Here is a 23,200-nt window from a genome sequence, read left to right as displayed (position 1 = left end):
TACTCCTTAAAAAAGGGCATTACGCCCTTTTCTGTTATTTATCCTTTTTCTGTTCTTCCAACAGTTTATTTGCCTGTTTCTTATTACGGGCACTGCTTAAGGTATCGGTTACTGCTTTCTTCGCAGAGGCGTTTTTCACCTTTTCCTTATACACCCATCCGCTTGTGTCATCACCTTCCGGGATGAAATTGTACACATGAATATCCAGGTCATACATTCTCACATCTTTTTGATTAGTGAAATATGTCTTGACCGGTAATATTTTAACAACCTTATCATAGGCATCATTTAAGACACTTTTCACCTTACTACTGCCTGCTTTATCATCTAAATCAATAGTAATGCGCAAGGTAGCACTCTTTAAATTGACTTCCACATTTTCTGCACCATCAAATTTTAAAGCATCCTTTACCTTTGTTAATTGTTCTTCTGTGATTGCCGGATCAAGGGAATTGTCAAAACGACTTCCAACCGTTGGCGTGCCGGCACTCTCTTTGGCACTTAAATAAATATAACCTAAAAGCAACACCGGTATCAGAATTACCACAGCGGCAATCCAATAAAGAATTCTGCTTTTCGTATGTTTTGCTTTTCCAGTCGTCTGTTTATCAGTCGTCTGTTTTTTGCCTTTTTTCGCCATATTATCACTCCTGACAATATTCATTGTACTAAATTTCATTGGAAAAAGCTATCTTTTCTTTAATTCTTCCTGAATAAGTTTGTTCGTTAAAGCCGGATTTGCCTGTCCTTTGCTGGCCTTCATGACTTGACCAACTAAGAAACCAACGGCTCTGTCTTTTCCGTTTTTAAAGTCTTCAATGGATTGAGGATTGGCATCTAATACACTGGTAACCATTGCCAACAGTTCACCGGTATCACTCATCTGCTTCATACCTTTTTCTTCCACAACGACTTTTGGATCTTTTCCCTTCATGATTTCTTCAAAGACAATCTTCGCCTGTTTGCCACTGATTTCTCCGGCTTCTACCATATTGATCATAGCAGCTAAATGCTTTGGCTCACATGGATTGTTGGCAAATTTGATATTGTCCTTATTCAAAGCTGCCGGCAATTCTACGATGACCCAGTTTGCTGCTTTCTTAAAGTTTTTCGTATGTTCACATACGGCATCAAAGAAATCACCTAAGTCACGATTGGCAACCAGAACACTGGCATCGTATTCCTTTAAACCATTTTCTTTCATATAACGTGCTTTACGTTCATCTGGTAATTCTTCCATATGTTCCTGAATATCCTTGATCCATGCAGCATCTAAACGAATTGGTGGAATATTTGGTTCAGGGAAGAATTTATAATCCACATCGCCTTCTTTTTTACGCATTAGAATCGTCGTCTTTTGCGTTTCATCATAACGACGTGTAGCCTGTACAACTTTTTCACCCTTGCTGACAAGTGCAATCTGACGTTCTACTTCCGCATCAATGGCTTTTTGCACATTGGAAATAGAGTTTAGGTTCTTGACCTCCGTCTTTGTGCCAAAGGTATCACTACCTGCTTCACGAATGGATACATTGACATCACAACGCATGCTGCCTTCTTCCATCTTTACATCCGAAACACCTAAATACAACAATAATGTTCTCAGCTTTTCGACATAAGCGGCAGCTTCTGCCCCATTGCGGATATCTGGTTCACTGACAATCTCAATCAAAGGCGTACCGGCACGGTTAAAGTCAATCAATGTACCGGCTTCTGAGTGAAACTGTTTTGCGGTATCTTCTTCCATGTGGATGCGGTTAATGCGAATGTCTTTCTCTACGCCATCCTTGGTTTCGATATGAATGCAGCCACCTTTTCCGATAGGATGAAACTGCTGAGTAATCTGAAAGCCTTTTGGCAAATCAGAATAATAGTAATTCTTACGGTCAAATTTTACGAGTGGATCAATTTCACATTTTAATGCTGTAGCTGCTTTAATTGCGAGCTTTACGGCTTCCTTATTGACACATGGCAATGTTCCAGGATGACCTAAGTCCACTTCATTGACACAGGTATTGGCAACTTCTCCAAAAGCGACAGGTGCTGAGGAGAACATTTTTGTCTTCGTTTTTAATTCACAGTGGATTTCAATTCCAATGACTGTTTCGTATTTCATGCGTCCACCTCCACATCATTTCCTTTTAAGCCGGTTTCTTCTTCAATAGCTTTTCCGATATTAAATAAGGTTTGTTCAGCAAATGGTTTTGCGGTCATATTAATACCGATTGGCATACCTTCCACAAAGCCGGTTGGCATGCTCATGCTTGGATAGCCGGAGAAATTCCCCATAACCATATAGTTTTCGGCAACCAAGACATCCTTGCTTAGGTGTTCATCCTGGCTGTCTTCACTTTTTGGCGCAATCATGCCGGATGCACTCGCAATCACGATATCATAACCAGCTAATGCTTTTTTCAGTTCTTCAACGATCAAACGGCGTACTTTTTGTGCCTTACGGAAGATTTTTTCCTGGTTTTCTTCAAATAAAGAGTAGCTGCCGATGACAAAACGTTTACGTACATAAGGACATAAGCCTTTGGTACGGGAATTGATCATGACTTCTTCCACACTTGCCCCATCTTCACGCATACCAAAGCGGATACCATCTAAATTGGAATGGTTCGCTGTAGCTTCGGCATTGGCAATGATGTAATAGACCGGCAGCATCGCACGCATCAGCTTATCATCAAAGCGTACATGCTCAACGATGGCTCCTCTAGCCTGTAATTTTTTCATCAGCGCATCAAAGTTTTCTTTGATTTCAGCATTGGTAATGGCTTCTTGTACATTATCCAATATCGCAATCTTCTTGCCTTTGATATCACTGTTGATATCGCTTGCATAGTTTGGTACCGGTTCATAAGAGCTGGTCATATCACGATCATCTCTTCCTGCTAATACTTCCAATGCCACAGCAGCATCTTCAATGGCTGTGGTAAAATATCCCACATGATCCAAACTGCTCGCATAAGGAATGATACCGTAACGAGAAATTCTACCATAGGTTGGTTTCATACCGATAATGCCATTATAAGCAGCTGGTTTACGTACACTGTCCCCGGTATCGGTACCGATGGCAAAAGGTACTACTCCACTAGCAACCAATACTGCACTACCTCCGGAACTGCCTCCGGAAATACGCGTTGGATCCCAAGGATTATTAACCTTGCCGGTATAGGCATTCTTATTCGTTCCACCCATGCCTAGCTCATCCATAGAAGATTTGGCAATGACAATCGCACCGGCTTCTTTCAGTTTTTCACTGATATGTGCATCATATACAGGAATATAGTTATCCAGTATACGAGAGCTGGCAGTTGTTCTAACACCCTTCATATTCACATTGTCTTTTAATACGATTGGCATGCCATACAAAGGAGCATGTGGATCTTTGTTCGCTAAATCAGCTAACTGGCTATCCACATCGACAAAGCTTACAACAGCATTGAGCTCTTCTTGTTTTTCTTTTGCTCTTTCAACAGCGCTTTTTACACGTGTTTCGACATCTTCGATTCTCGCTCTTTCAAAATCCATCTTACTTCACCACCTTTGGTACATGTACATGTCCTGCTTTTACGCTTTTCGCATTGCTTAAAGCATCTTCCTGAGAGATTACATTTGCGACCACATCTTCACGCAGGAATTTTGTTTCTGCTTCGAATGGATAGATCATCTCTTCCACACCTTCGGTATCAATTTCATTTAGTACATCAATCTGTGACAGCAGTTCTTTAAACTCTGCCTGCAGCTCGACGACTTCATCATCGCTGACATCAAACATGATATCATGCGCCAGTTTCTTAAAATATTCTGCACTATACGCTTCCATATGTTCCTCCTACTCCATTAATTGTATAACGGTTACCTTACTGCTGCCTTTTTCTCTTTGCATTGCGCCAATTAAGACATCATCGCTTTTTAAACGCACCTTAATTGCAAAGCTAGTGCTAGAGAAAATTGACAGCGATGAATTTACCTTCTGCATCATCGCATTGGCTTCCGGCCATGTCTTCGCATGCATGGAAATATCAATTGTTAAGGATGCTAATTCCTTATCCTTGAAATGTCCGGTACCAATCACGGCAGTATCTTCCGGGAAGAAATTTTTGATTTCTTTTACCAGGCGATCAAAGTAAGTCGCATTGGTACTGTCTAGCTTTGTTGCGGCACTGCTTGGGAATAAGGCCCAAGCTTCATTCAGCCTACTGTATTCACCAATCGTCTTGGATTCAAAATAGGCTTCTTCTATAAAGGTTCCCGGTAAGGTCGTATTCACACCGCTTTCCTTAAATAAGGTTACATAGATTGGTGTCTTTTGGCCGATTTCCGGATGGGTCTTACGCAAGTAGCTGACAACCTTACGGCCTACCTCTTCCCCATACGCCCGTAATTTCGCATCACTTACGATGTCTGGATTGACACTGTCACCAATTTCATCATTGAGGACAATACCTAAAGATAACCCTTCTAAATCCTTACCATCATACCAGTCTAGCTCATAGATATCAATAAGTAAGACATCCTGACTGCCAATTTTTTTCTTTCCGTTATTGGTATCAATTTCGGTACCGATTGCCGGATTCATACCATTCGGATTCTTTTCACTCGTTCTGCCTAATAAACCGACACGATCAAGTCCTGTCGCATCTAAGGCATCATAGCTCAAAAACTGACTTTCCTTATAAGCATAATCATCCGGTGAAAAATGTTCTTTGGAAAGGTTCATCATTCCTACCCCAATGATCATCGCTTCATTCAAATTGGTCGTATAGGCATGTTTGATGCGTGAACTGCTTGCCTCAAAGGGCAGTAAAGCCGCATAGTCACCTTCATGAATGACTGTGGTCTCTTCACTGGTTGTATCTTTTTTCGGTTTATTGGAACTACTGTTACAGCCGCTTACTACTAGGATAGCCGCTAAGGCAAGTAATCCTGTTGTTTTATGTTTCATGATGTCTTCACCTCCTGTAAAAAGGTTGCTTCATCCATCGTCGCAACGCCTAAGCTTTGCGCCTTTGTCAGTTTACTGCCGGCAGCTTCGCCATAAATGACCAGATCTGTCTTTTTTGATACAGAGCCACTCACATTAGCACCTAAGGATTCTAAAAGCTCCTTAGCTTCATTGCGTGTCATCTGTTGCAAACTTCCAGTTAAGACAACGGTCTTACCAGTGAACATACTTTCCTGAATGATTTCTTCCTCACTATCCATACGTAAACCAAAGCCACGCAGATGATCAATCAATTCCACATTCTTAGGTTCTCGGAAGAAGGCCACGATACTTTGCGCTGTAATATCGCCAATATCTTTGATAGCAACCAGCTCTTCTTCACTTGCGGCCATAAGTTTCTCCATCGTAAGGAAATGTTTTGCCAAGACTTTGGCTGCTTTTTTGCCAACCTGACGAATGCCTAAGCCATAGACCAAATCCTCTAAAGGATTCTGTTTGCTTGCTTCAATAGCATCAATAAGTTTTTGATAAGAACGTTCCTTAAAGCCTTCCATCTGTAAAATTGTTTCTTTATGATCTTTTAAATGATAAATATCCTCGATCGTATTTAACAACCCTTCCTTATGGAAGAATTCGACTTTTTTATCGCCTAAGGTATCAATATCCATGGCATCACGACTGGCAAAATGGATAATACTTTCCACAACGCGGGCCGGGCAATCCTGATTGATACAATAATGCGCTGCTTCATCGCTCAATCTCACTAACGCACTGCCGCATACCGGACATTCCTTAGGGAACACATAACGCGCCTGTGTTCCGTTGCGACGCTCGATCAATGGCCGTACAACTTCCGGAATGATATCTCCGGCTTTGCGCACAACAACATCGTCCTGAATACGAATATCTTTTTCCTTGATCATATCCTCATTATGCAGCTGTGCTGCTGATACACTAGTACCGGCTACACGAACCGGTTCCAACACCGCATTGGGGGTAATCCGACCGGTTCTTCCTACGGTTAAGACAATATCTAGCAGCTTAGTGACAACTTCTTCAGCCGGAAATTTATAGGCAATGGCATACCTTGGGGCTTTCACGGTCGTACCTAATTGTTCCCAGGCTGTCAATTCATTCACTTTGATGACCATACCATCAATTTCATATGGAAGATCATTACGCTGCTCACTCATTTCCTGAATAAAGCTCCATACCTCATCCATGCTGTTACATACTCGACGTAATGGATTCACCTTGATATGCAGCTGTTCCATTGTTTCTAACGCTTCTTCATGTGTCTGTATCCCAGCGCCTAAAGCATCCTCATAATAATATAAGAACGCATCCAGTTTTCGACTAGCCGCAATTTTACTATCTAATTGACGAATACTGCCAGCTGCCGCATTGCGGGGATTCGCAAAAACATCTTCGCCATTCTTTTCACGTTGCGCATTGAGTTCCGCAAAGCTTTTCTTTGGCATGAAGACTTCTCCACGTACCTCCACATCGCCCATGCGTTCAATGTGCATCGGAATGGAAGCAATCGTACGAACATTATTGGTTACATCTTCACCCACAAAGCCATCGCCGCGGGTCACCGCCTGTACAAAGCGGCCATCGTGATAATGTAAAGAAATGGCAAGTCCATCCATTTTCAATTCTACCACATAGCTCACCTTTGGCACGATACTGCGCACACGTTCGTCAAAAGCCTGCAAGTCTTCCAAATTAAAAGCATTGCTTAAGGACAACATCTGCTGTTTGTGTGTTACCTTGGTAAACGCATCTAAAACCACACCGCCAACTCTTTGGGTAATTGAATTGGGATCTCGATATTGCGGGTAAGTATCCTCTAGCTTTAACAGCTCCTGATATGCCTGATCGTATTCCGCATCTGGCACACTGGGCTGATCCAATACATAATATTCATACGCATAAGTATCTAATTGTTTTCGTAATGCTAATATACGCTGTTGCACGTCCATATGTCAGCCTCCTATTTCTTGCTTAGAGATGGATGATTCACATTGATCTTACGAATGCCAAATCGCTTATCAAAGGCAATTGCCGCAAGTTCACCTTCCAGTTTAATGACCACACCATCACCAAAGACACTGTGATTCACCAAATCTCCTTTACGTATTCTGCCCTTTTTCTTATGTTTCATTTCACTTTTTCTATCATTTTGACTCGCCTTTGCCCCACCCATCGACGTTTCTTCATCATTAGGGAACGTTTGGATCATATCATCCTGATGTTCCTCATGAAACTGCGGTGCTTGAGAGGATAAAAAGGCATTTCCGGTAAATGTATCAACATCACTCGCAAAATGATTTCGTGGCTTAGCGCCAACTTCTTCTAAGTATTCTTCCGGCAGTTCCTTAACAAACCGTGAGGTTGTCTTTAGCTTATCTAAGACATAGCTATACCCATAAGAGTCTGATAAAAACAGCTGTTTTCTTGCGCGGGTAAAGGCCACATAGGCCAATCGGCGCTCTTCTTCCAAAGCTGCTTGACCTCCCTCGATAACACTTTTATCATTTGGAAATATTCCTTCACACAAACTGTATACAAAGACATTATCAAATTCCAATCCCTTTGCCGCATGAATCGTCATTAACTGTACAAAATCACCACTGCTATCTGCCTCTTTATCGGTATATAAAGAAATCTCCTGTAAATATTCTTGTAAGGATCCCTGCGGGTTATTTTCCACATAGTCGGCGATATCGCTAATCAATTCCTTGATATTTTCCAATCGCTCGATTTCTTTATCTTCCCGCAGCATATCCAGATAGCCACTATCTTCCAATACCTTTTCCAACAGTTGATCAATGCTGATTTCATCCACCAGCTGACGGCATTCTTCAATCAACGCCACAAATGCCTGAATATTAGCCTTTGCCTTGCCTTTGCCGATTTCATACTGTTTGATTATTTCATACATATTGGTATTATCGTGTTCCGCCTGCTGCTCAATCAGCTCCATCGTTTTTGCGCCAATACCGCGTTTGGGCATATTGATGATTCGTTTGATGGAAAGGTTTTTATACAATTCCTTTTCATCATCCTCTTGTTTTGGTGCCAACAAACGTAAATAGCTTAACGCATCCTTGATTTCTGCACGATCATAGAAACGAATGCCCCCATAAATACGATAAGGGATGCGAAAATCCAACAACGCTTTTTCCAGTCCGCGTGATAAATAGTTAGAACGATACAATACCGCTATATCCCGATAGCAAACACCGCTGTGGGATAAAGCCATGATACGGCTGGCAACCCAAACCGGTTCATTGACATCATCCATTGCCGTAAAGTGAATGATGGGATTATCCCCTTCCACTTCCGTAAATAAGTCTTTCTCAATACGATTGCGGTTATTGCGGATCAAGGCATTCGCCCCGTTCAATATCGGCTGTGTAGAACGATAATTCTGATTCAAAATGACCGTCTTACTGTCAGGGAAATCACGTTCAAAATTCATGATGATATCCACTTGCGCACCACGCCAAGTATAAATGGTTTGATCCGGATCACCGACCACACATAAATAGCTGTGATCACCTACTAACAGACGTATGATAGCATACTGTAAATTATCCACATCCTGAAACTCATCAACATGGATATATGTAAAACGACGCTGCCATTTTGCCCGTACTTCTTCTTTATCCTTTAAGATACGGTAAGCAAAAATTAACAAATCATCAAAGTCTAACCCATACATCTCTTTCAGACGTTTTTCATAATAAGCATACACATCAGCCTTGATCTGCTCTCCTGCCCATGGTCCGGCATTCGCTTTTGCCATCACAGGATCTACAAAATTAGTTTTATTGGCACTGATATAGCCCAACATGGAATTATAGCTGTAGCTTTTCACATCAATCTGCATTTGTTTATAAGCATCCCGTAAAATGCTTTTTTGATCATCACTATCCAAAATCGTAAAATTGCGAGGATAGCCTACTTCTAAGATATCCTCTCTTAACAGACGTACACAAAAGGAATGAATTGTTGAGATCTGGACAGCCTTAGCCACCTCGCCAAGCATTCCTTCTACACGTTCCTTCATTTCTTTAGCTGCCTTATTCGTAAAAGTGATCGCTAATATTTTATTAGGATACACCTGCATCTCTTCTATCAGATACGCGATTCTGGTCGTCACGACACGCGTCTTTCCACTGCCAGCTCCTGCAATGATACGCAGATGCTGATCTACTGTATGAACCGCCTCTACCTGCTGTTTGTTTAAATGTTCTAAAAACGACACAAAATCACCTCCCGCTTATTATACTATACTTTCCTCATGATTTCCTTAATATAAAATGAATTTCTTCGCAAATCTTTACAAACCTTTAACTCGCTTAGATGCAATGTACTTTGCATAGTCGTCATACTTCGACAAGGTTTCTTTCTGGCTGCTTGTATGATGAAGGTGGCACTTGTTTTCTAAGATAAAAAATGATGATCGCAGCAGGGGCAGCCATATGGAAGGAATGGGAATATTACAAAATATTCAGAAAAACAAAATAGTATTTTCTTTGCGACTATATTATAATAAAACAGATAACTTTATTTAATGGGGTGTTTACATGAAGCAGACAAAAAAAGCGCAGAAACCGAAGCGTTATTATACAAGAACAATTGATCTTTTCTTTTTATTGATCTTCTTAATCATCAGTATTATTTCTTTTACCATTGCCTTTAGCTTTGGTATTCTTCCACATACCTGGGTATTCATGGGTGCAGTCGTAATTTTCCTTATTTTTATCGGATTATTCCTTGTCAGTTTACGCAAGATGCCAAAATGGTTTATCCTGGTTAAACGTGCCTTCATCATTGTATTATGTGTCATCATCGGAGGCAGCGGGTATTTCTTAAATAAATCACGCATGACTATCAATCGCATGAATCAAAATGCCCAAAGTTCTATTACCAAATTACATATCTTAACCGCTAAGAACAGCAATATTTCCTCTATCAAAGACTTGGCAAATAAAACCATCGGTTTTCAAAATGGAGTAGATAAGAAAAATGCTGCCTATGCACAAAAACAGTTACGATCTTCTATCGCCAATATGCAGGTAAAGGAAGAGCTGGATTATACAACCTTATTATCAGATCTTAGCCTAAATGAAGTACAGGCGATTGTCATGAGTGATGTATATTATGGTATGTCAAAATCTAATATGAAAGATTTTGAAAAACAAGTCACCATTCTTGACACGATTGAAAAACCAAAGGAAAGCAGTCAAAAGGAAGAAAAAGATATTACAGAACAGCCTTTTACGATATATCTGAGCGGTCTGGATAATATGGGTTCTCCAGATCAACAGACACGTACAGATACGAATCTGATCTTAATCGTCAATCCCAAGGCCAATCACATTGATATGGTCTCGTTGCCTAGAGATGGTTTTATTCCGAATACAGCATTACAAAATGCAAATGATAAACTGACACATACCGGTTTATATGGGGTGGATGCAAGTGTGGAAACCATTGAACAGTTTTTCAATATCCCGATTGATTATTATGCCCGTGTCAGTTTCAATTCACTGATTGAGATTGTAGATACGATTGGCGGCATTGATGTGGATGTCGAAATTAATTTCTGTGAGCAGGATGAAAATCGCAGTTTCAAGAAAGAAGATTTGATCTGTCTGAAGAAAGGTAAACAGCATTTAAATGGTAAACAGGCACTGGCTTATTCCCGGCACCGTAAGACAGAAGGCTATGACAATGCCGGCCGTGAACGCGCCCAGCAGCGTATCATCAAAGCCATCATCAATAAACTGATTTCACCAAGCGCTATTACTTATATTAATAAGCTGTTAGATATTGCGCCAAACTATGTCATCACCAATATGCCGACTTCACAAATTACCAGCTTTGTATCAAATGAATTAGAAGATTTGAAACCATGGACCATTTCTTCCATATCTAGTGATAATGGCGTATATGATAATCAATATACCGCCAGCCTTTCTAGCGAGTATGGCAAAAGTGATGTATATCTGTTTGCCAAGAATGAAGTTCATGCTGTAGTAAATGCATATGATGGTGCCAGCCAACCATTGGATATGAGCAATTATCATTTTGATGTAAGTAATCTTTATCAGGATACTCCTGCCATTAATGAAGATCCTCATATCGTTTGGGATACGATGGCCGATAATCCTCATTAAATAAACATTCAAGACGATTATGAAAATAAGAGCTACCTTTTGGGGGCAGCTCTTTTCTTTTAGATTGCTCTGGTCGCTTCACGAAGCCAGCTTTGTTCTTCTTCCTTTAAATAAGGAGAAATCTTTTCATATACTTCTTGATGATATGCATTCAACCATGCTTTTTCATACTGTGTTAATAAAGATGCATCAATACCATCCAGATCAAAGGGCACAAACGTAATGGTTTCAAAATACATAAATTGACCATATTCATTCTTTTCACCCTTGCATACGACCATTTCATTTTCATGACGAATACCATGAGAGCCTTCGACATAAACACCCGGTTCATTTGACTGCGTCATACCTTCCTCTAATACACAGCTATCATTTCTTTCTGGTACAATGCGCCAGCGGAAACCATTTGGACCTTCATGAACATTCAATACATGTCCTACGCCATGACCGGTACCACATTTATAATCTAGAGCAAGATCCCATAATGGTCCTCTTGCCAAAATATCCAAGTTTAAGCCACGACAACCATATAAGAAATGTGCTTTTGATAACGCGATATGGGAACGCAATGCTGTTGTGAAATGATGCTTGATTTCATCACTGATAGCACCTAACACAAAGGTTCTGGTAATATCGGTGGTGCCTTCCAAATACTGTGCGCCACTATCTACCAATAACATGCCTTCCGGTTTCAATTCGGCATTTGTTTCCTCATTGGCACTATAATGCATCATTGCCGCATGTTCCTTATAAGCCGATATGGTATCAAAGCTGATATCGAAACAGCCCTGTTCCTTGCGTAATGTTTCCAGGTATGCACTGGCACTGATTTCGGTAATCGTTTCTTTACCGATCTTGGCTTTTAACCAATACATAAATTTACACATGGCAATCGCATCCTTAATGTGTGCTTTTCGATTATTCGCCAATTCAATCGGATTCTTCATCGCCTTCATAAGTTGGCTAGGATTAGGACGATTTATTACGGTAATCTCCTTATGCAGCCCTGAAGTAATAGCATAATTCACGATCGTTTTATCCAACAGCACAACAGCATCTTGGGCAATTTTTTTCACATCCTCATAAATGGCATCGTATGGACATATGACAATAGCATTTTCTTGCAAATTATCACGTAATTGATCATCAAGCTTGCTTTCATTAATATATAAGGATGCACTGTTTTCATCAATGATCAGATAACTTAGCATTACCGGGAAGTGGGCAATATCCCAGCCACGCATATTCAAGATCCAAGCAATATCATCCAAAGATGTTACGATATGATGTGTCGCTTTTTCTTGTTTTAGGACAGCACGAATGCGTTTCAGTTTTTCTTTTGTACTTTCTCCACTGTAGCACTCTTCTAAAAAGAACCCTTTCTTTTTGGGCAATGCCGGTCTGTCTTTCCAGATCATTCCTACCAAATCTTCTTCACAAGCAAAAGTACTTTTTTTCGCCTGTAATTTATCCGCTAGTTTTTCCACAAGGGCAGTGTTCATTACGCGCCCATCAAAGCCTACCGTACCATGTTCAAAAACATTTTCATATAAATATTCTTCCATCGTAGGGACGCCTTCTTCACCTTGTTTCATTAAATCAATCGTTGTTCCCTGTAACTGGTTTTCAGCCTGAATAAAATAGCGCCCATCCGTCCACAACGCTGCCTTATCCTGACATACGATTAAAGTTCCCTGAGACCCACTAAAACCAGACATATATTTTCTTGCCTTAAAATGTTCTCCCACGTATTCGGTCTCATGAAAATCGGATGTTGGAATGATATAGGCATCCATATGGCGTTCTTTCATCAGCGAACGCAAAGCTGTTAGTTTTTCAATAATCGTCATAGCATTTGCCTCCTCATCAATCGTCTATCCTATTGTACCTCATTTTGCATATTCTGCCCACTCCTTTACGCAAATATGCGTTTAAAAAAAGAAGTGATGTTTCATCACTCCTGTGCATCCTCCATATTTTTATACGAAAGAATAACTATGTGATAATGCACTATATCTTTGGCATGTAAATGCGTATAAGAGAAATCTTTACTTTCCTTAGCAAGTATCCCTTCTTTACCACAGAGATACCATTTTTCATGGAAGAGTTCATGTTTTTGCTCATCATAGAAAGTCAGTTTTGCAACTATGTAAGAAACGGCTTCAGGAAAATAATTTGTCAATGTCCCATGCAGGTGGAGCGTGTCATTCATATCGATAAAGGAAGTAAGCTTTGTGATGGATAGCCTTTTCTGCATTTGTTTCTTTACTTCTGATAATGCCTTTTCTTTTTCTTTGATTTCTGTATCCTTTTCTTCCCATCGTGTGCGTATCACACGATTTATCAGAAAAATCACTGCTAATTCTGCATACATGAGTAAACCAAAAGGGCTTTTTAGAAAGAGGAAGATCTTTCCCAAATAAGGAATATGAAACATATATTTTCCGATAATATCTGAACGTGTTGTTTCATAATTATCATAATCTTTTGCACTCGCACCTTGTGTTCGATAATAAGTTATTCCATCTTTGACCTGTGTCTTCTTAAAATAATGCGTCAATAAAATATCTTTACCAAAACGATTGGCATGAAAGGTAACGATAGTATCTGGCTGCAATGGTTCATCTTCATCAATCCGTTTACTGAATACTAGAGAATGTGTAGGAATGATCGGCTCCATGCTATCCGTTAATACCGTATAAAAACGATAACCGATGAATTGAGAAGTCTTTTCCGGCCAAAAGACAGCACTTAACAGACATGATAAAAGTACTGTCAAGAGGGCAGCACTTATCAATTTTAGCCATTTTTTTCTCAATTGCATGACAATCTCTCCTTTAACATATTCTATCTTAAAGAGAACCTCCTTTTAAAAAAACCGTCGTTCGACGGCTTTTTGCTTAACTATGACTTGCAGTACCTGTCACTTCAACATCTAATGTATTACCAGCTAAAGCTTTATTTTTTACAGTGACTTCTACCGTATATTCATTATCACCACTTGTTAAAGTAGTATCTGTATAGTTAGCATCTGTTTTAGTTAATGCTACTTCACCTTTTTTGATTGTGACATCAACATCAGCAGCATTTACAATATTTTCTCCATTTTTCACTGTAGGTACTAATGTCATCGTATTCACATTGTTACCAGCATCTGTTACTTCAAATTTAGCTGTTCCAGTATACGCTATACTATCTTCTCCAATTGTATCTGTACCTTCTACAAACGTCATATTTGTTGCGGCAACTGTAACGCTAGAATTAGCAACAGTGATCTGACCTGTTGATGTTCCACTTAATGTATCCCAAACAGCGTAAGTTCCTGCTGATGTTAATACGATGGCACCAGCGGTAGCGAGTGATAATAATGTACTTTTTTTCATGATAATTCTCTCCTCTTCAAAGTAATGTTTTTCTTGCAGACAATTTATGTCTTTTTCTTTACATCCTTATTGTAAGCCAGAAAAGGAAAGTTGCATAATGCTAATAGCATCATATCTGGTTATGTTTTTTTCGCATAACTACATAAACTCATATTCTTTTTTCAAAATATCAAGAAAGATTTCTGCTGCACTGGATAAAATCTCTCGCTTTCTTTTTATAATAACGAAATTTTCCATGATATCGCAATTTTTAAAACGCAGACTGCGAATATTAGAATGTCGCAATTCATCTATTTGCCATTGATTTCCTAATAAAAAGGCTTGAGCGTGATTGATCATGTTGATAATAGCATGATAATTACTCATCGTAATCATTTTTTTAAAATCCGATAACAACGTTTTGTTGATGGTTAGTGATTGATTTAAATCAGAAAAGAAATCTTTCGGTAAATGTATATAAGGATACTCAATTAACTCTTCAGCATCGACAAAGCGACTATCTTGTAACGGTATCTTTTCGTTAACATGTACATATAATGGCTTACGATCCATTACCATAACTTCAATTTCTTTTATCTCTGCCATTTTTGAAAACACGCCAAGTTGTAAATCATTCAAAATCGTAATGCCGATTTCAGAGCGTAGCTGTACCACATTTTGTAAAACTTCTTCTGCTGTGGTTTCAATGAAATGTATCTCTGTTTCGGCTGAAGAAGCACGTTTATAAAATTCCAAAATCATATCATCATGTAGAAATATAGAATTTACAGAAATTGATAGTTTACTATAGATTTGCTCATTTTCTAATTTTTTCAAACGCTCTAATACACGAAACTGATTTAAAATCGAACGTGCATAATAGTAAAGGAGATTACCAGTAGGTGTAAGGGTGATACCACGATTTGAGCGGATAAAAAGTTTTCTCCCCATTTCTTCTTCTAATGCGTGAATTGAACGACTTAAGCTAGGCTGACTGATATAGAGTTTTTCCGCTGCTTTGTTGATACTGCCGCAATCAGCGACCTCAACAAAATTCTTTAATTGATCCTTTTTCATAACATTCTCCCATATTGTATAATATGATTGTACCATGTTTATTTCAGATATGATATTCTTATGATTAAATGTATATGAAAGATTCTAAAAAAACGAATAAATCCATGATGATAGTTTCTTATAAAGATGACATGTCATCGATATGAAAATTAAGGAATCGATCAAAATGAAACTACATTCGAAACACCGTTAGAGAATCAATACTTTTTAGTTTTGTCTATGGTTAACAGCATAGGAACCATTGGCTGTAGCAACAAGCGCATTGCTGTCAGAAAAGTGTGCAATTGCTCGAGCTTGAACGATGCGGCTTCCCACATGATCACAATAGCCTTCAATCACCAATGTTTCATGCTCCGCTATCCCCTTATCAAAGTTTACAGACATTTGAATCGTTGGTGTAAAGCTGGCATCACTAAAGATATAGGATGCACATCCCATCGTAATATCCATAGCGGTTGAAAGCATGCCTCCATGCATATGCCCGGCAGGATTTAATTGCCATTTTTGCACAGGGAATTGTAATATCACCTGTTTTTTATTTATGTTGATAGAAAGCACGCGCATTTCCATCATTGCATTAATCGTATTTTGGGCCTGTAAACGGCGATTGATAAAGTCATGTAAACGCTGCTGTATATAATCCTTTTCCATAACAATACCTCCCATGCCTCTATTATAGATACATTCCATAAAAATAACAACGCAAAGAGCATGGAATCTAACTGCTAAGATATTCCTTGCTCATCCATAAAGATAGTAACTTTTCTTTTAAATCATAATTCAATTGCGTAGAAAAACGTATACTCTTTTGCTTATAGAAAAAGAAAACAACCCGCTTGTACAGGTTGTTTGTGTATTGGTTTTAGTTTACCTCTTTTTCTAGCTTTGCGATACCAACTTCAATACGCTTTAATGTTTCATCTTTACCTAAGATATGCGCAATTTCAATAGCTCCACCCGGAGTGAACTGTTTTCCCGTAATAGCGGTACGTACCGGCCATAAAATCTGCCCATTTTTCATTTCCATCTGTTTCGGCAATGCTAACAGTAATTCATGAAGGGTTTCTTCATTTGACCAGTCGTTCAGCTCTGATAAAACCTCTTTCGCAGCTTTTAGCGCCTTTAAGGCAATTTCATACGTTGTCTTCATCTTCTTATGAACATACATGGCAATATCATATTCCGGCAATTCATCAATAAAGTCAATACTTTCCGGTATCGTGGATAAAACATCAGTACGTGGCTGCAAAATGCGCGCTACAGCCATCATATCCACAGGGCGATGAACGCTTTGTTCAATATATGGTTTTGCCAGTTCATAGAATTCTTCAACGCTCATCTCACGTAAATACATACCATTCATCCAAGTCAGTTTATCAATATCAAAGATGGCTGGTGATTTAGAAATACGTTTAATGTCAAATACTTTAATTAATTCTTCTAACGTATAAATTTCCTGTTCTGTTTCCGGAGACCATCCTAATAATGCGATGTAGTTTAAAATAGCCTGTGGAAGATAGCCTTTCTTGACTAGATCCTGGAAACTGGCATCCCCATTACGTTTGCTCAACTTATGCTGTTCATCCTTCATAACCGGTGGAACATGTACATATGTTGGAATGTCCCATCCATAAGACTGATAAATCAGATTGTATTTTGGTGTGGAAGACAAGTATTCGTTTCCACGTACGACATGGGTGATTCCCATTTGGTGGTCATCAATGATATTCGCAAAGTTATATGTAGGATACCCATCAGATTTTAGCAGTACACTTTCATCTAAGATACTGTTATCCACTTCGATACGTCCATATACTTCATCATCAAAATAGGTTTCGCCACTATGCTTGATGGTCTGACGTACGACATATTTCTCGCCATTTGCGATACGTTCTCTTGCCTCTTCAACAGAGATGTGTTTACATGGATCATCATATTTAAAAGAGATACCAAGGCTTTCGGCTTCTTTGCGCTGTTTTTCAATCTCTTCTTCACCGCAGAAGCAATAATGTGCACCACCAAGATCAACCAATTCATCGGCATATTTTTTATACATAGGCAAGCGTTCAGATTGAACGTATGGTCCAAAATCACCACCAACATCTGGCCCTTCATCATGGGTTAAACCGACCTCTTTTAATGTATCGTAAATAATATCTACGGCACCCTCTACTAAACGTTCTTGGTCGGTATCTTCAATACGAAGAATGAAGTCACCATCTTCATGCTTTGCGATCAAATATTCAAATAAAGCAGTTCTCAGGTTACCGATATGCATATAACCGGTAGGGCTTGGTGCAAATCTCGTTCTAATTTTACTCATATATGTATTGTCACCCTTTCAATCAGCATACTAATAATATAATAAAGAAATGGCATTGGCAATGAATTTTTTATCCATTTCCAAACTTTTTCGAAAGTTTCCTTAAAATAATGAAATTTGTTGTTGACAAATGCATGGTTTTTTATTAGAATATCGGTGTTGCCGAAATTGGGGTATAGCCAAGCGGTAAGGCACCAGACTCTGAATCTGGCATTTCCTTGGTTCGAATCCAAGTACCCCAGCCATATAAAAAATGAAGTCGCAGATGCGACTTTTTTTGTGCAAAAATGATTGCTGGGGTGCTTGGATGTGTTAGTTTATAATCAAGGTAATTACCAAAAAAAGTGCTCGTCTTCCTTTTGGATTTCTTGCACTTTTTTCATTCTTTATCGTTTCTCCCCTAGTTATGTCCCTTACGATTACAGATGACCTATTGTATCACCTGTATCATTTTAGCCTATAGAAAAAAGGCAAAAAATCTTTTTCCTTTAAATAGACGCAATACGACATTGCATAACTTTGGTAAGAAAATCTTTCTTATATGTTCTTCCTAATTTCACTTTATTTTGATTACTTAATAAAACATGCGATTTTTCAATCTTATTTATATGACAGAAATTCACAAGCATCCCATTAGATGCCTGTATGAAAACATCCCCTTTAAAATTTTTTAACTTTTCTCTATTACGATATATCTGCTTGGACGTTGCATAATTCAAATAATTTCCTTCTGAATATATACAAATAATTTCTCGCAAGTAAACCACCATCTCATTGCCTTCCTCATCCTTTGCAATAAGATAACGATTTCTGCGATCCAGCTCCTCTTTCACATCTTTCATATAAGTTTCAAACACAGAATCCAAATCATTTTTTCCTATAAAACGGAATACTTGATATTCATAACCAACCATTGATAACTCCGTATGGCTAGTTAAAAATAATATCAAAGCATTCTTATATAATGAATGAATTTTCGTAGCTAGCGCAAAGCCATCCGTATGTGGCATTTCGATATCCAACAGATACGCATCATATTCTTGTGATAGATCAATCGTTCTATCATCAGCTAAAACAACATCAAAATTTATGTTATCAAGGCTTTTTAATTTCTTGTATATCATATCACGCATATCTTTGCTATCATCACATACAACAATTTTATAATTTTTCATAACCCATGCCCCACCTTTTTACTGTTGCATTATTTCACTGTTGCGATAAAGCGATGCATGATATCCTTTGGTAAGATAATTTGAAATGCATAGCCATCCTTTTGAAATTGCAAAATGCCTAGCGTATTTTCGGTTTGTAACTTTGCCTCAATCTTTCCTAGCTGTACCGTTTTTGCCGAAGTCAGTTGTTCTAATTCGTATCCATGACGCTCATTCACTTTATTCACAATCAAATGTAATAAAGCATGTTTTTCATTGACGTAAAAAGAGTATGTGCCACTAAGTGCTGCCCATGCATCTGATGAACAATCCTTTTTTGTAAAGGATATTTCAAATTGTCCATTGCTTACAGAATCAGCTATGTCAGCTACTGCATCTTCGATAAAAGCTACATCTACACCATAGTTTTTTTGGATATCTTTACTGTTCACATTTGTCATCATACCGTTTTCACAAACAGCTGTTTCCTTTTTTTGCATTATTACAAAAAGCATGAATATACCTATCAAAAGAATACTTATAAAGATAATAAGGTTCTTTTTTTCCTTTATCATAATTTTCACCACCGTTTATATTATACTATATTTTTATATAACATCATAGAAAGCATCACTTAATTTTACAATTCTTTACCGTTTTTTTATAATACGTAGTTTTTCCAGTATGTTCATCCCAAATTTCTGTTGGTTGCATTCCATACCTAACTCTCGCTAATAAACTACTATCTGAGAAATACTTACCTGTTTGTTTTTTCATTGTGCCTAACTCACAAGTTTTAGAAAAATGTTTACCTTTTTTATTATAACCACTAGCTAATATATAGCTTGAATACTTTTTTTCTCTAGATTGTGCTTTACCTATCCATCCATTTTCATAAATCTCACCTGTCTTAATTGTTAATATAGTATCATATTTTGTTTTACCACTAACAGATTTCGTGGTTGTGACCTCACCTTTTGGTATACCTAAAATAGTAGTTGCTATTGCCAGTAACGAAATTTTAAATTGCATGGTACTTGGAACCAAACTAGCAAAACTTAAAACAATATTAGCTAAAGTATTTAACGAACCAATCTTACTTTTTGATTGAAGATTATTATCATAACTATATAAATATTTTTTAGTAATACGTTTTTTTCCATTACTTGTTCTACTCTTTGAATTTTCATATATAACTTCTTCTTTAACAACATATTTATCAAGTTTTGCATTAATTTCTTCAATATCGGACGATTGCTTCACTATGTTTTCATATGTTTTAGGATTTAAAACTTTCTTATCTTTTATAGCCTTTTCTTTGATTTCTTCATCTAAAGAACTTGATTCTTTACCATAAACTACCTGCATACTGCTGAAAAGCATCAATAAAGCCATACTAAAGTTAATAACTTTTTTAAATTTCATATTTTCATACCTCATCTTTCACTAGCATTATAAATATCTCACCTCTTTCTTTCCATATACCTGCTATGATTTTGCATTCTCTGCTAATCTTTTACACAGTAATCATCGTAATTGCGTATTGGGATATGCTTTTCAACTATATCGCATAAAGAAAAGATGGCACATGTTTCATACCATCCATCTTATACCTTATGCATGTTTTAAGAAAGCTACATATCCTCTTGTTGTTTCATAGATATCTGCTTTTGAGGCGATTTCCCATGGTGCATGCATATTATGCAATGCGACACCACAGTCAATGACTTCCATATCATATTGTGCCAGAATATAGGCGATCGTTCCTCCGCCGCCCTGATCAACTTTACCAAGCTCAGCTGTCTGATAAGATACGTTTTCTTTTTCCATGATATTTCTTAAAGCTGCGATATATTCTGCATTTGCATCATTACAGCCACCTTTTCCACGTGAGCCGGTGTATTTATTAAAGACAATACCTTTTCCCATGTATGCGGAATTTTTAGGTTCCATAACAGATGCATAGTTAGGATCAAAGGCTGCACTTACATCACTGCTCAGCATGCGAGAATTAGCTAATGCGCGACGTACTTTTAATTCGCTGTAATCTCCCAAACAATTCATGACTTCTGCCACCATATTTTCAAAGAATTTTGATTCCATACCGGTTGCCCCGATACTTCCAACTTCTTCTTTATCCACTAATAAACAAACAGCGCTACGATCAATTTCTTGCATCTCTAATAAAGCCATTAAAGATGTGTATGCACAGATGCGATCATCATGACCATATCCCATTACCATACTGCGATCCAATCCATAATCTCTTGCCTTGCCGGCAGGTACAACTTCGATTTCCGCAGATACAAAGTCATCTTCTTCGATCTGATAGGTTTCTTTCAACAGCTTTAAGACATTCATCTTCACTGCGTCTTTTTCTTCATCCTTAAGAGGAATGCTGCCTACCGTGATATTTAAGTCTTCACCCTCAATAACCACACTACCTTTTTTACCTAGCTGATCACTTGACAAATGAACTAATAAATCACTGATACCGACAACCGGATCATTTTCATTTTCACCAATGTTCACCTGCACACTGCTGCCATCTTTACGAACGATGACACCATGCATCGCAAGTGGCAATGTAACCCACTGATATTTTTTGATACCACCATAATAATGGGTTTCCAGCATTGCCAGATCTTTATCTTCATATAAAGGATTCTGTTTTAAATCCAGACGTGGGCTGTCAATATGTGCACCAAGAATTTTCATTCCTTTTTCTAAAGGTTCTTTACCAATCAAAAATAAGGCAATGGTCTTCCCCATATTATTCGCATACACCTTATCACCTGGCTTTAAAGTTTCCTGATTGCGAATGACATCTTCCAGATTACGATACCCGTGTGCTTCCGCAATTTTTATACTTTCTGTAACACATTCTCTTTCTGTTTTACATTCCGAGATAAATTTCTTATAGCCTTCAGAGAAGTCCATGACTTCTTTCATCTTTTGCTCATCATATTTGTTCCATGCAATTTCTCTCATTTTCATTTCCTCCATTCTGTATGACATTATATAACTGTTTGCCTTTTGATTTCAACTTAAAAACTTTCTATGTTCAACAGCTTTTTACTCAATGCTATGTAAGCAGGATCCGGGGATGAATTTAATATCGTAATATCATGATGACCATCCTCTGTTTGACAAGTTCCATGCTTCTCTAGCAATTCTAAGACATGGCGGCTGGTGCCGGCATTGCCATCCACAAGAGCTATTTGATTTCCTACGATATGACGTATCTGTTCACGGAAGAACACAAAATGTGTACAGCCTAATACGATACTATCTATACCTGATAGATCATAAGGGGCAAAGTATTCCCTTAGCGTAGCTTCCACAAGAGCATGATCTTCCAACTTATCTTGTTCAACTAATTCTACTAACTTAGGAGTTGGTAATTTATAGATACAATGCTCTTTCTGATAGCGTGACATCAGTAACTCAAATTTTTTCTCTTTCAAGGTGAAGCGTGTTGCCATAACGATGACCTGTTGAGCCTGCTTTCCTTCAACAGCAGGTTTTAAGGCTGGTTCCATACCAACGATTGGTAAGTGCGGATAACGCTTGCGCAGTTCTTCTACACAAGCACTCGTTGCGGTATTACAAGCAATCACAATCGCTTTTACACCTCTATTTACCAATTCATCACATATCTGTATGCAGCGCTGTGTGATGTCTGTACGCGCTTTTTCTCCATATGGCGCAAAGGCAGAATCGCCAAAGTAGAGATATCGTTCTTTTGGCATCCATCTGCGTAATTCTCTTAATACGCTGATGCCGCCAAGTCCGGAATCAAAAACCCCTATTGCTTTTTCTATTTCCGTCACATCATCACTCTCCTCATAAATCATTACTGCCTTATCATTATACCCTTTTTTCTTCATTCTTTCATCTAGTTTCAATAAATTTTACACACGGAAGGAAAGTTTCTGCAGACCTTAAATCATTTCGCATTCTCTAGGATTCTTTTCTTACTATGTAAAATTTTAAAATTGCATAAAAATCGTGTGACAATGGTTTTTGAAGCATTAAAAAAAAGCCCATGTTAGAAAAAATAAGATTCATTGAGAAGTATATTGACAGATACTGGAAATAAAGGTATGATATGAATATATTAAGAATCATTCTTAAAT

Annotated in this window: 19 protein-coding genes and 1 tRNA gene; 2 read left to right on the top strand and 18 right to left on the bottom strand. The window is 38.2% G+C overall.

The window, feature by feature from the left end; genetic code table 11:
* Positions 1-34: 34 nt before the first annotated feature.
* From KJS44_RS03465 to KJS44_RS03435, 7 genes are read right to left on the bottom strand one after another with little or no spacing between them, the layout of a single operon-like run.
* A complete protein-coding gene (locus tag KJS44_RS03465; protein ID WP_008689729.1) occupies positions 35-640 on the bottom strand; it encodes a hypothetical protein in 606 nt (201 codons plus the stop codon).
* A gap of 48 nt (positions 641-688) precedes the next feature.
* A complete protein-coding gene (gatB, locus tag KJS44_RS03460) occupies positions 689-2,116 on the bottom strand; it encodes an Asp-tRNA(Asn)/Glu-tRNA(Gln) amidotransferase subunit GatB (RefSeq protein ID WP_008689730.1) in 1,428 nt (475 codons plus the stop codon).
* Positions 2,113-3,534 carry an amidase family protein gene (locus tag KJS44_RS03455; protein ID WP_008689731.1) on the bottom strand — a complete coding sequence of 474 codons (1,422 nt, stop codon included), beginning with the start codon at positions 3,532-3,534 and terminating at the stop codon, positions 2,113-2,115. Before KJS44_RS03455 ends, gatB begins: the two co-directional genes overlap by 4 nt.
* Before the next feature lies 1 nt (position 3,535).
* Positions 3,536-3,829 (bottom strand): Asp-tRNA(Asn)/Glu-tRNA(Gln) amidotransferase subunit GatC, encoded by a 294-nt coding sequence (gene gatC, locus KJS44_RS03450; RefSeq protein WP_008689732.1) that lies wholly within the window; start codon positions 3,827-3,829, stop codon positions 3,536-3,538.
* A 9-nt stretch (positions 3,830-3,838) separates the two neighbouring features.
* Positions 3,839-4,951 carry a CamS family sex pheromone protein gene (locus tag KJS44_RS03445; RefSeq protein WP_008689733.1) on the bottom strand — a complete coding sequence of 371 codons (1,113 nt, stop codon included), beginning with the start codon at positions 4,949-4,951 and terminating at the stop codon, positions 3,839-3,841.
* Positions 4,948-6,936 (bottom strand): NAD-dependent DNA ligase LigA, encoded by a 1,989-nt coding sequence (ligA, locus tag KJS44_RS03440; protein ID WP_008689734.1) that lies wholly within the window; start codon positions 6,934-6,936, stop codon positions 4,948-4,950. Before ligA ends, KJS44_RS03445 begins: the two co-directional genes overlap by 4 nt.
* A gap of 11 nt (positions 6,937-6,947) precedes the next feature.
* The gene (locus tag KJS44_RS03435) at positions 6,948-9,227 is read right to left on the bottom strand and encodes an ATP-dependent helicase (RefSeq protein ID WP_008689735.1); all 2,280 of its coding nucleotides are present in this window, start codon (positions 9,225-9,227) and stop codon (positions 6,948-6,950) included.
* Positions 9,228-9,549: 322 nt separating this feature from the next.
* Here KJS44_RS03435 and KJS44_RS03430 point away from each other — a divergent pair, with 322 nt between their 5' ends.
* The gene (locus KJS44_RS03430) at positions 9,550-11,145 is read left to right on the top strand and encodes an LCP family protein (RefSeq protein WP_008689738.1); all 1,596 of its coding nucleotides are present in this window, start codon (positions 9,550-9,552) and stop codon (positions 11,143-11,145) included.
* Positions 11,146-11,204: 59 nt separating this feature from the next.
* Here KJS44_RS03430 and KJS44_RS03425 read toward each other — a convergent pair whose 3' ends face one another.
* The 6 genes from KJS44_RS03425 to gltX all read right to left on the bottom strand — a co-directional run bounded on the left by KJS44_RS03425 (position 11,205) and on the right by gltX (position 17,907).
* Positions 11,205-12,995, bottom strand: coding sequence for an aminopeptidase P family protein (locus KJS44_RS03425; protein ID WP_008689739.1), 1,791 nt, complete (start codon positions 12,993-12,995; stop codon positions 11,205-11,207).
* Positions 12,996-13,099: 104 nt separating this feature from the next.
* The gene (locus KJS44_RS03420; RefSeq protein WP_008689741.1) at positions 13,100-13,969 is read right to left on the bottom strand and encodes a S24/S26 family peptidase; all 870 of its coding nucleotides are present in this window, start codon (positions 13,967-13,969) and stop codon (positions 13,100-13,102) included.
* A gap of 76 nt (positions 13,970-14,045) precedes the next feature.
* Complete coding sequence (locus KJS44_RS03415) at positions 14,046-14,528, bottom strand: hypothetical protein (RefSeq protein WP_008689743.1); 483 nt, start codon at positions 14,526-14,528, stop codon at positions 14,046-14,048.
* A gap of 138 nt (positions 14,529-14,666) precedes the next feature.
* Positions 14,667-15,584, bottom strand: a complete 918-nt coding sequence (locus KJS44_RS03410; RefSeq protein ID WP_008689744.1) for a LysR family transcriptional regulator — start codon at positions 15,582-15,584, stop codon at positions 14,667-14,669.
* A 207-nt stretch (positions 15,585-15,791) separates the two neighbouring features.
* Positions 15,792-16,235, bottom strand: a complete 444-nt coding sequence (locus KJS44_RS03405; RefSeq protein WP_008689746.1) for a PaaI family thioesterase — start codon at positions 16,233-16,235, stop codon at positions 15,792-15,794.
* A gap of 211 nt (positions 16,236-16,446) precedes the next feature.
* Positions 16,447-17,907, bottom strand: a complete 1,461-nt coding sequence (gene gltX, locus KJS44_RS03400) for a glutamate--tRNA ligase (RefSeq protein WP_008689747.1) — start codon at positions 17,905-17,907, stop codon at positions 16,447-16,449.
* A 169-nt stretch (positions 17,908-18,076) separates the two neighbouring features.
* Between gltX and KJS44_RS03395 the strand changes: the two genes are divergently transcribed.
* Positions 18,077-18,152, top strand: a tRNA-Gln gene (locus KJS44_RS03395).
* 243 nt (positions 18,153-18,395) lie between these two features.
* Here KJS44_RS03395 and KJS44_RS03390 read toward each other — a convergent pair.
* The 5 genes from KJS44_RS03390 to murI all read right to left on the bottom strand — a co-directional run bounded on the left by KJS44_RS03390 (position 18,396) and on the right by murI (position 22,951).
* A complete protein-coding gene (locus KJS44_RS03390; RefSeq protein WP_008689749.1) occupies positions 18,396-19,082 on the bottom strand; it encodes a LytR/AlgR family response regulator transcription factor in 687 nt (228 codons plus the stop codon).
* Positions 19,083-19,111: 29 nt separating this feature from the next.
* Entirely contained in the window at positions 19,112-19,576 is a 465-nt protein-coding gene (locus KJS44_RS03385; protein ID WP_128130491.1) for a hypothetical protein, read from the bottom strand.
* 115 nt (positions 19,577-19,691) lie between these two features.
* On the bottom strand, positions 19,692-20,486 hold the full coding sequence (locus KJS44_RS03380; RefSeq protein ID WP_008689753.1) for a hypothetical protein: 795 nt from the start codon (positions 20,484-20,486) through the stop codon (positions 19,692-19,694).
* Positions 20,487-20,675: 189 nt separating this feature from the next.
* Entirely contained in the window at positions 20,676-22,052 is a 1,377-nt protein-coding gene (locus tag KJS44_RS03375) for an aminopeptidase (RefSeq protein ID WP_008689755.1), read from the bottom strand.
* Between the two features lie 56 nt (positions 22,053-22,108).
* Positions 22,109-22,951, bottom strand: coding sequence for a glutamate racemase (murI, locus tag KJS44_RS03370; RefSeq protein WP_017144569.1), 843 nt, complete (start codon positions 22,949-22,951; stop codon positions 22,109-22,111).
* Between the last annotated feature and the right edge of the window lie 249 nt (positions 22,952-23,200).

Origin of the sequence: Longicatena caecimuris (assembly GCF_018406465.1) — a bacterium.
Lineage (GTDB): Bacteria > Bacillota_I > Bacilli_A > Erysipelotrichales > Erysipelotrichaceae > Longicatena > Longicatena caecimuris.
The sequence above is the reverse complement of the archived record's forward strand: the minus strand, read 5'-3'. Positions and strand labels throughout refer to the sequence as shown.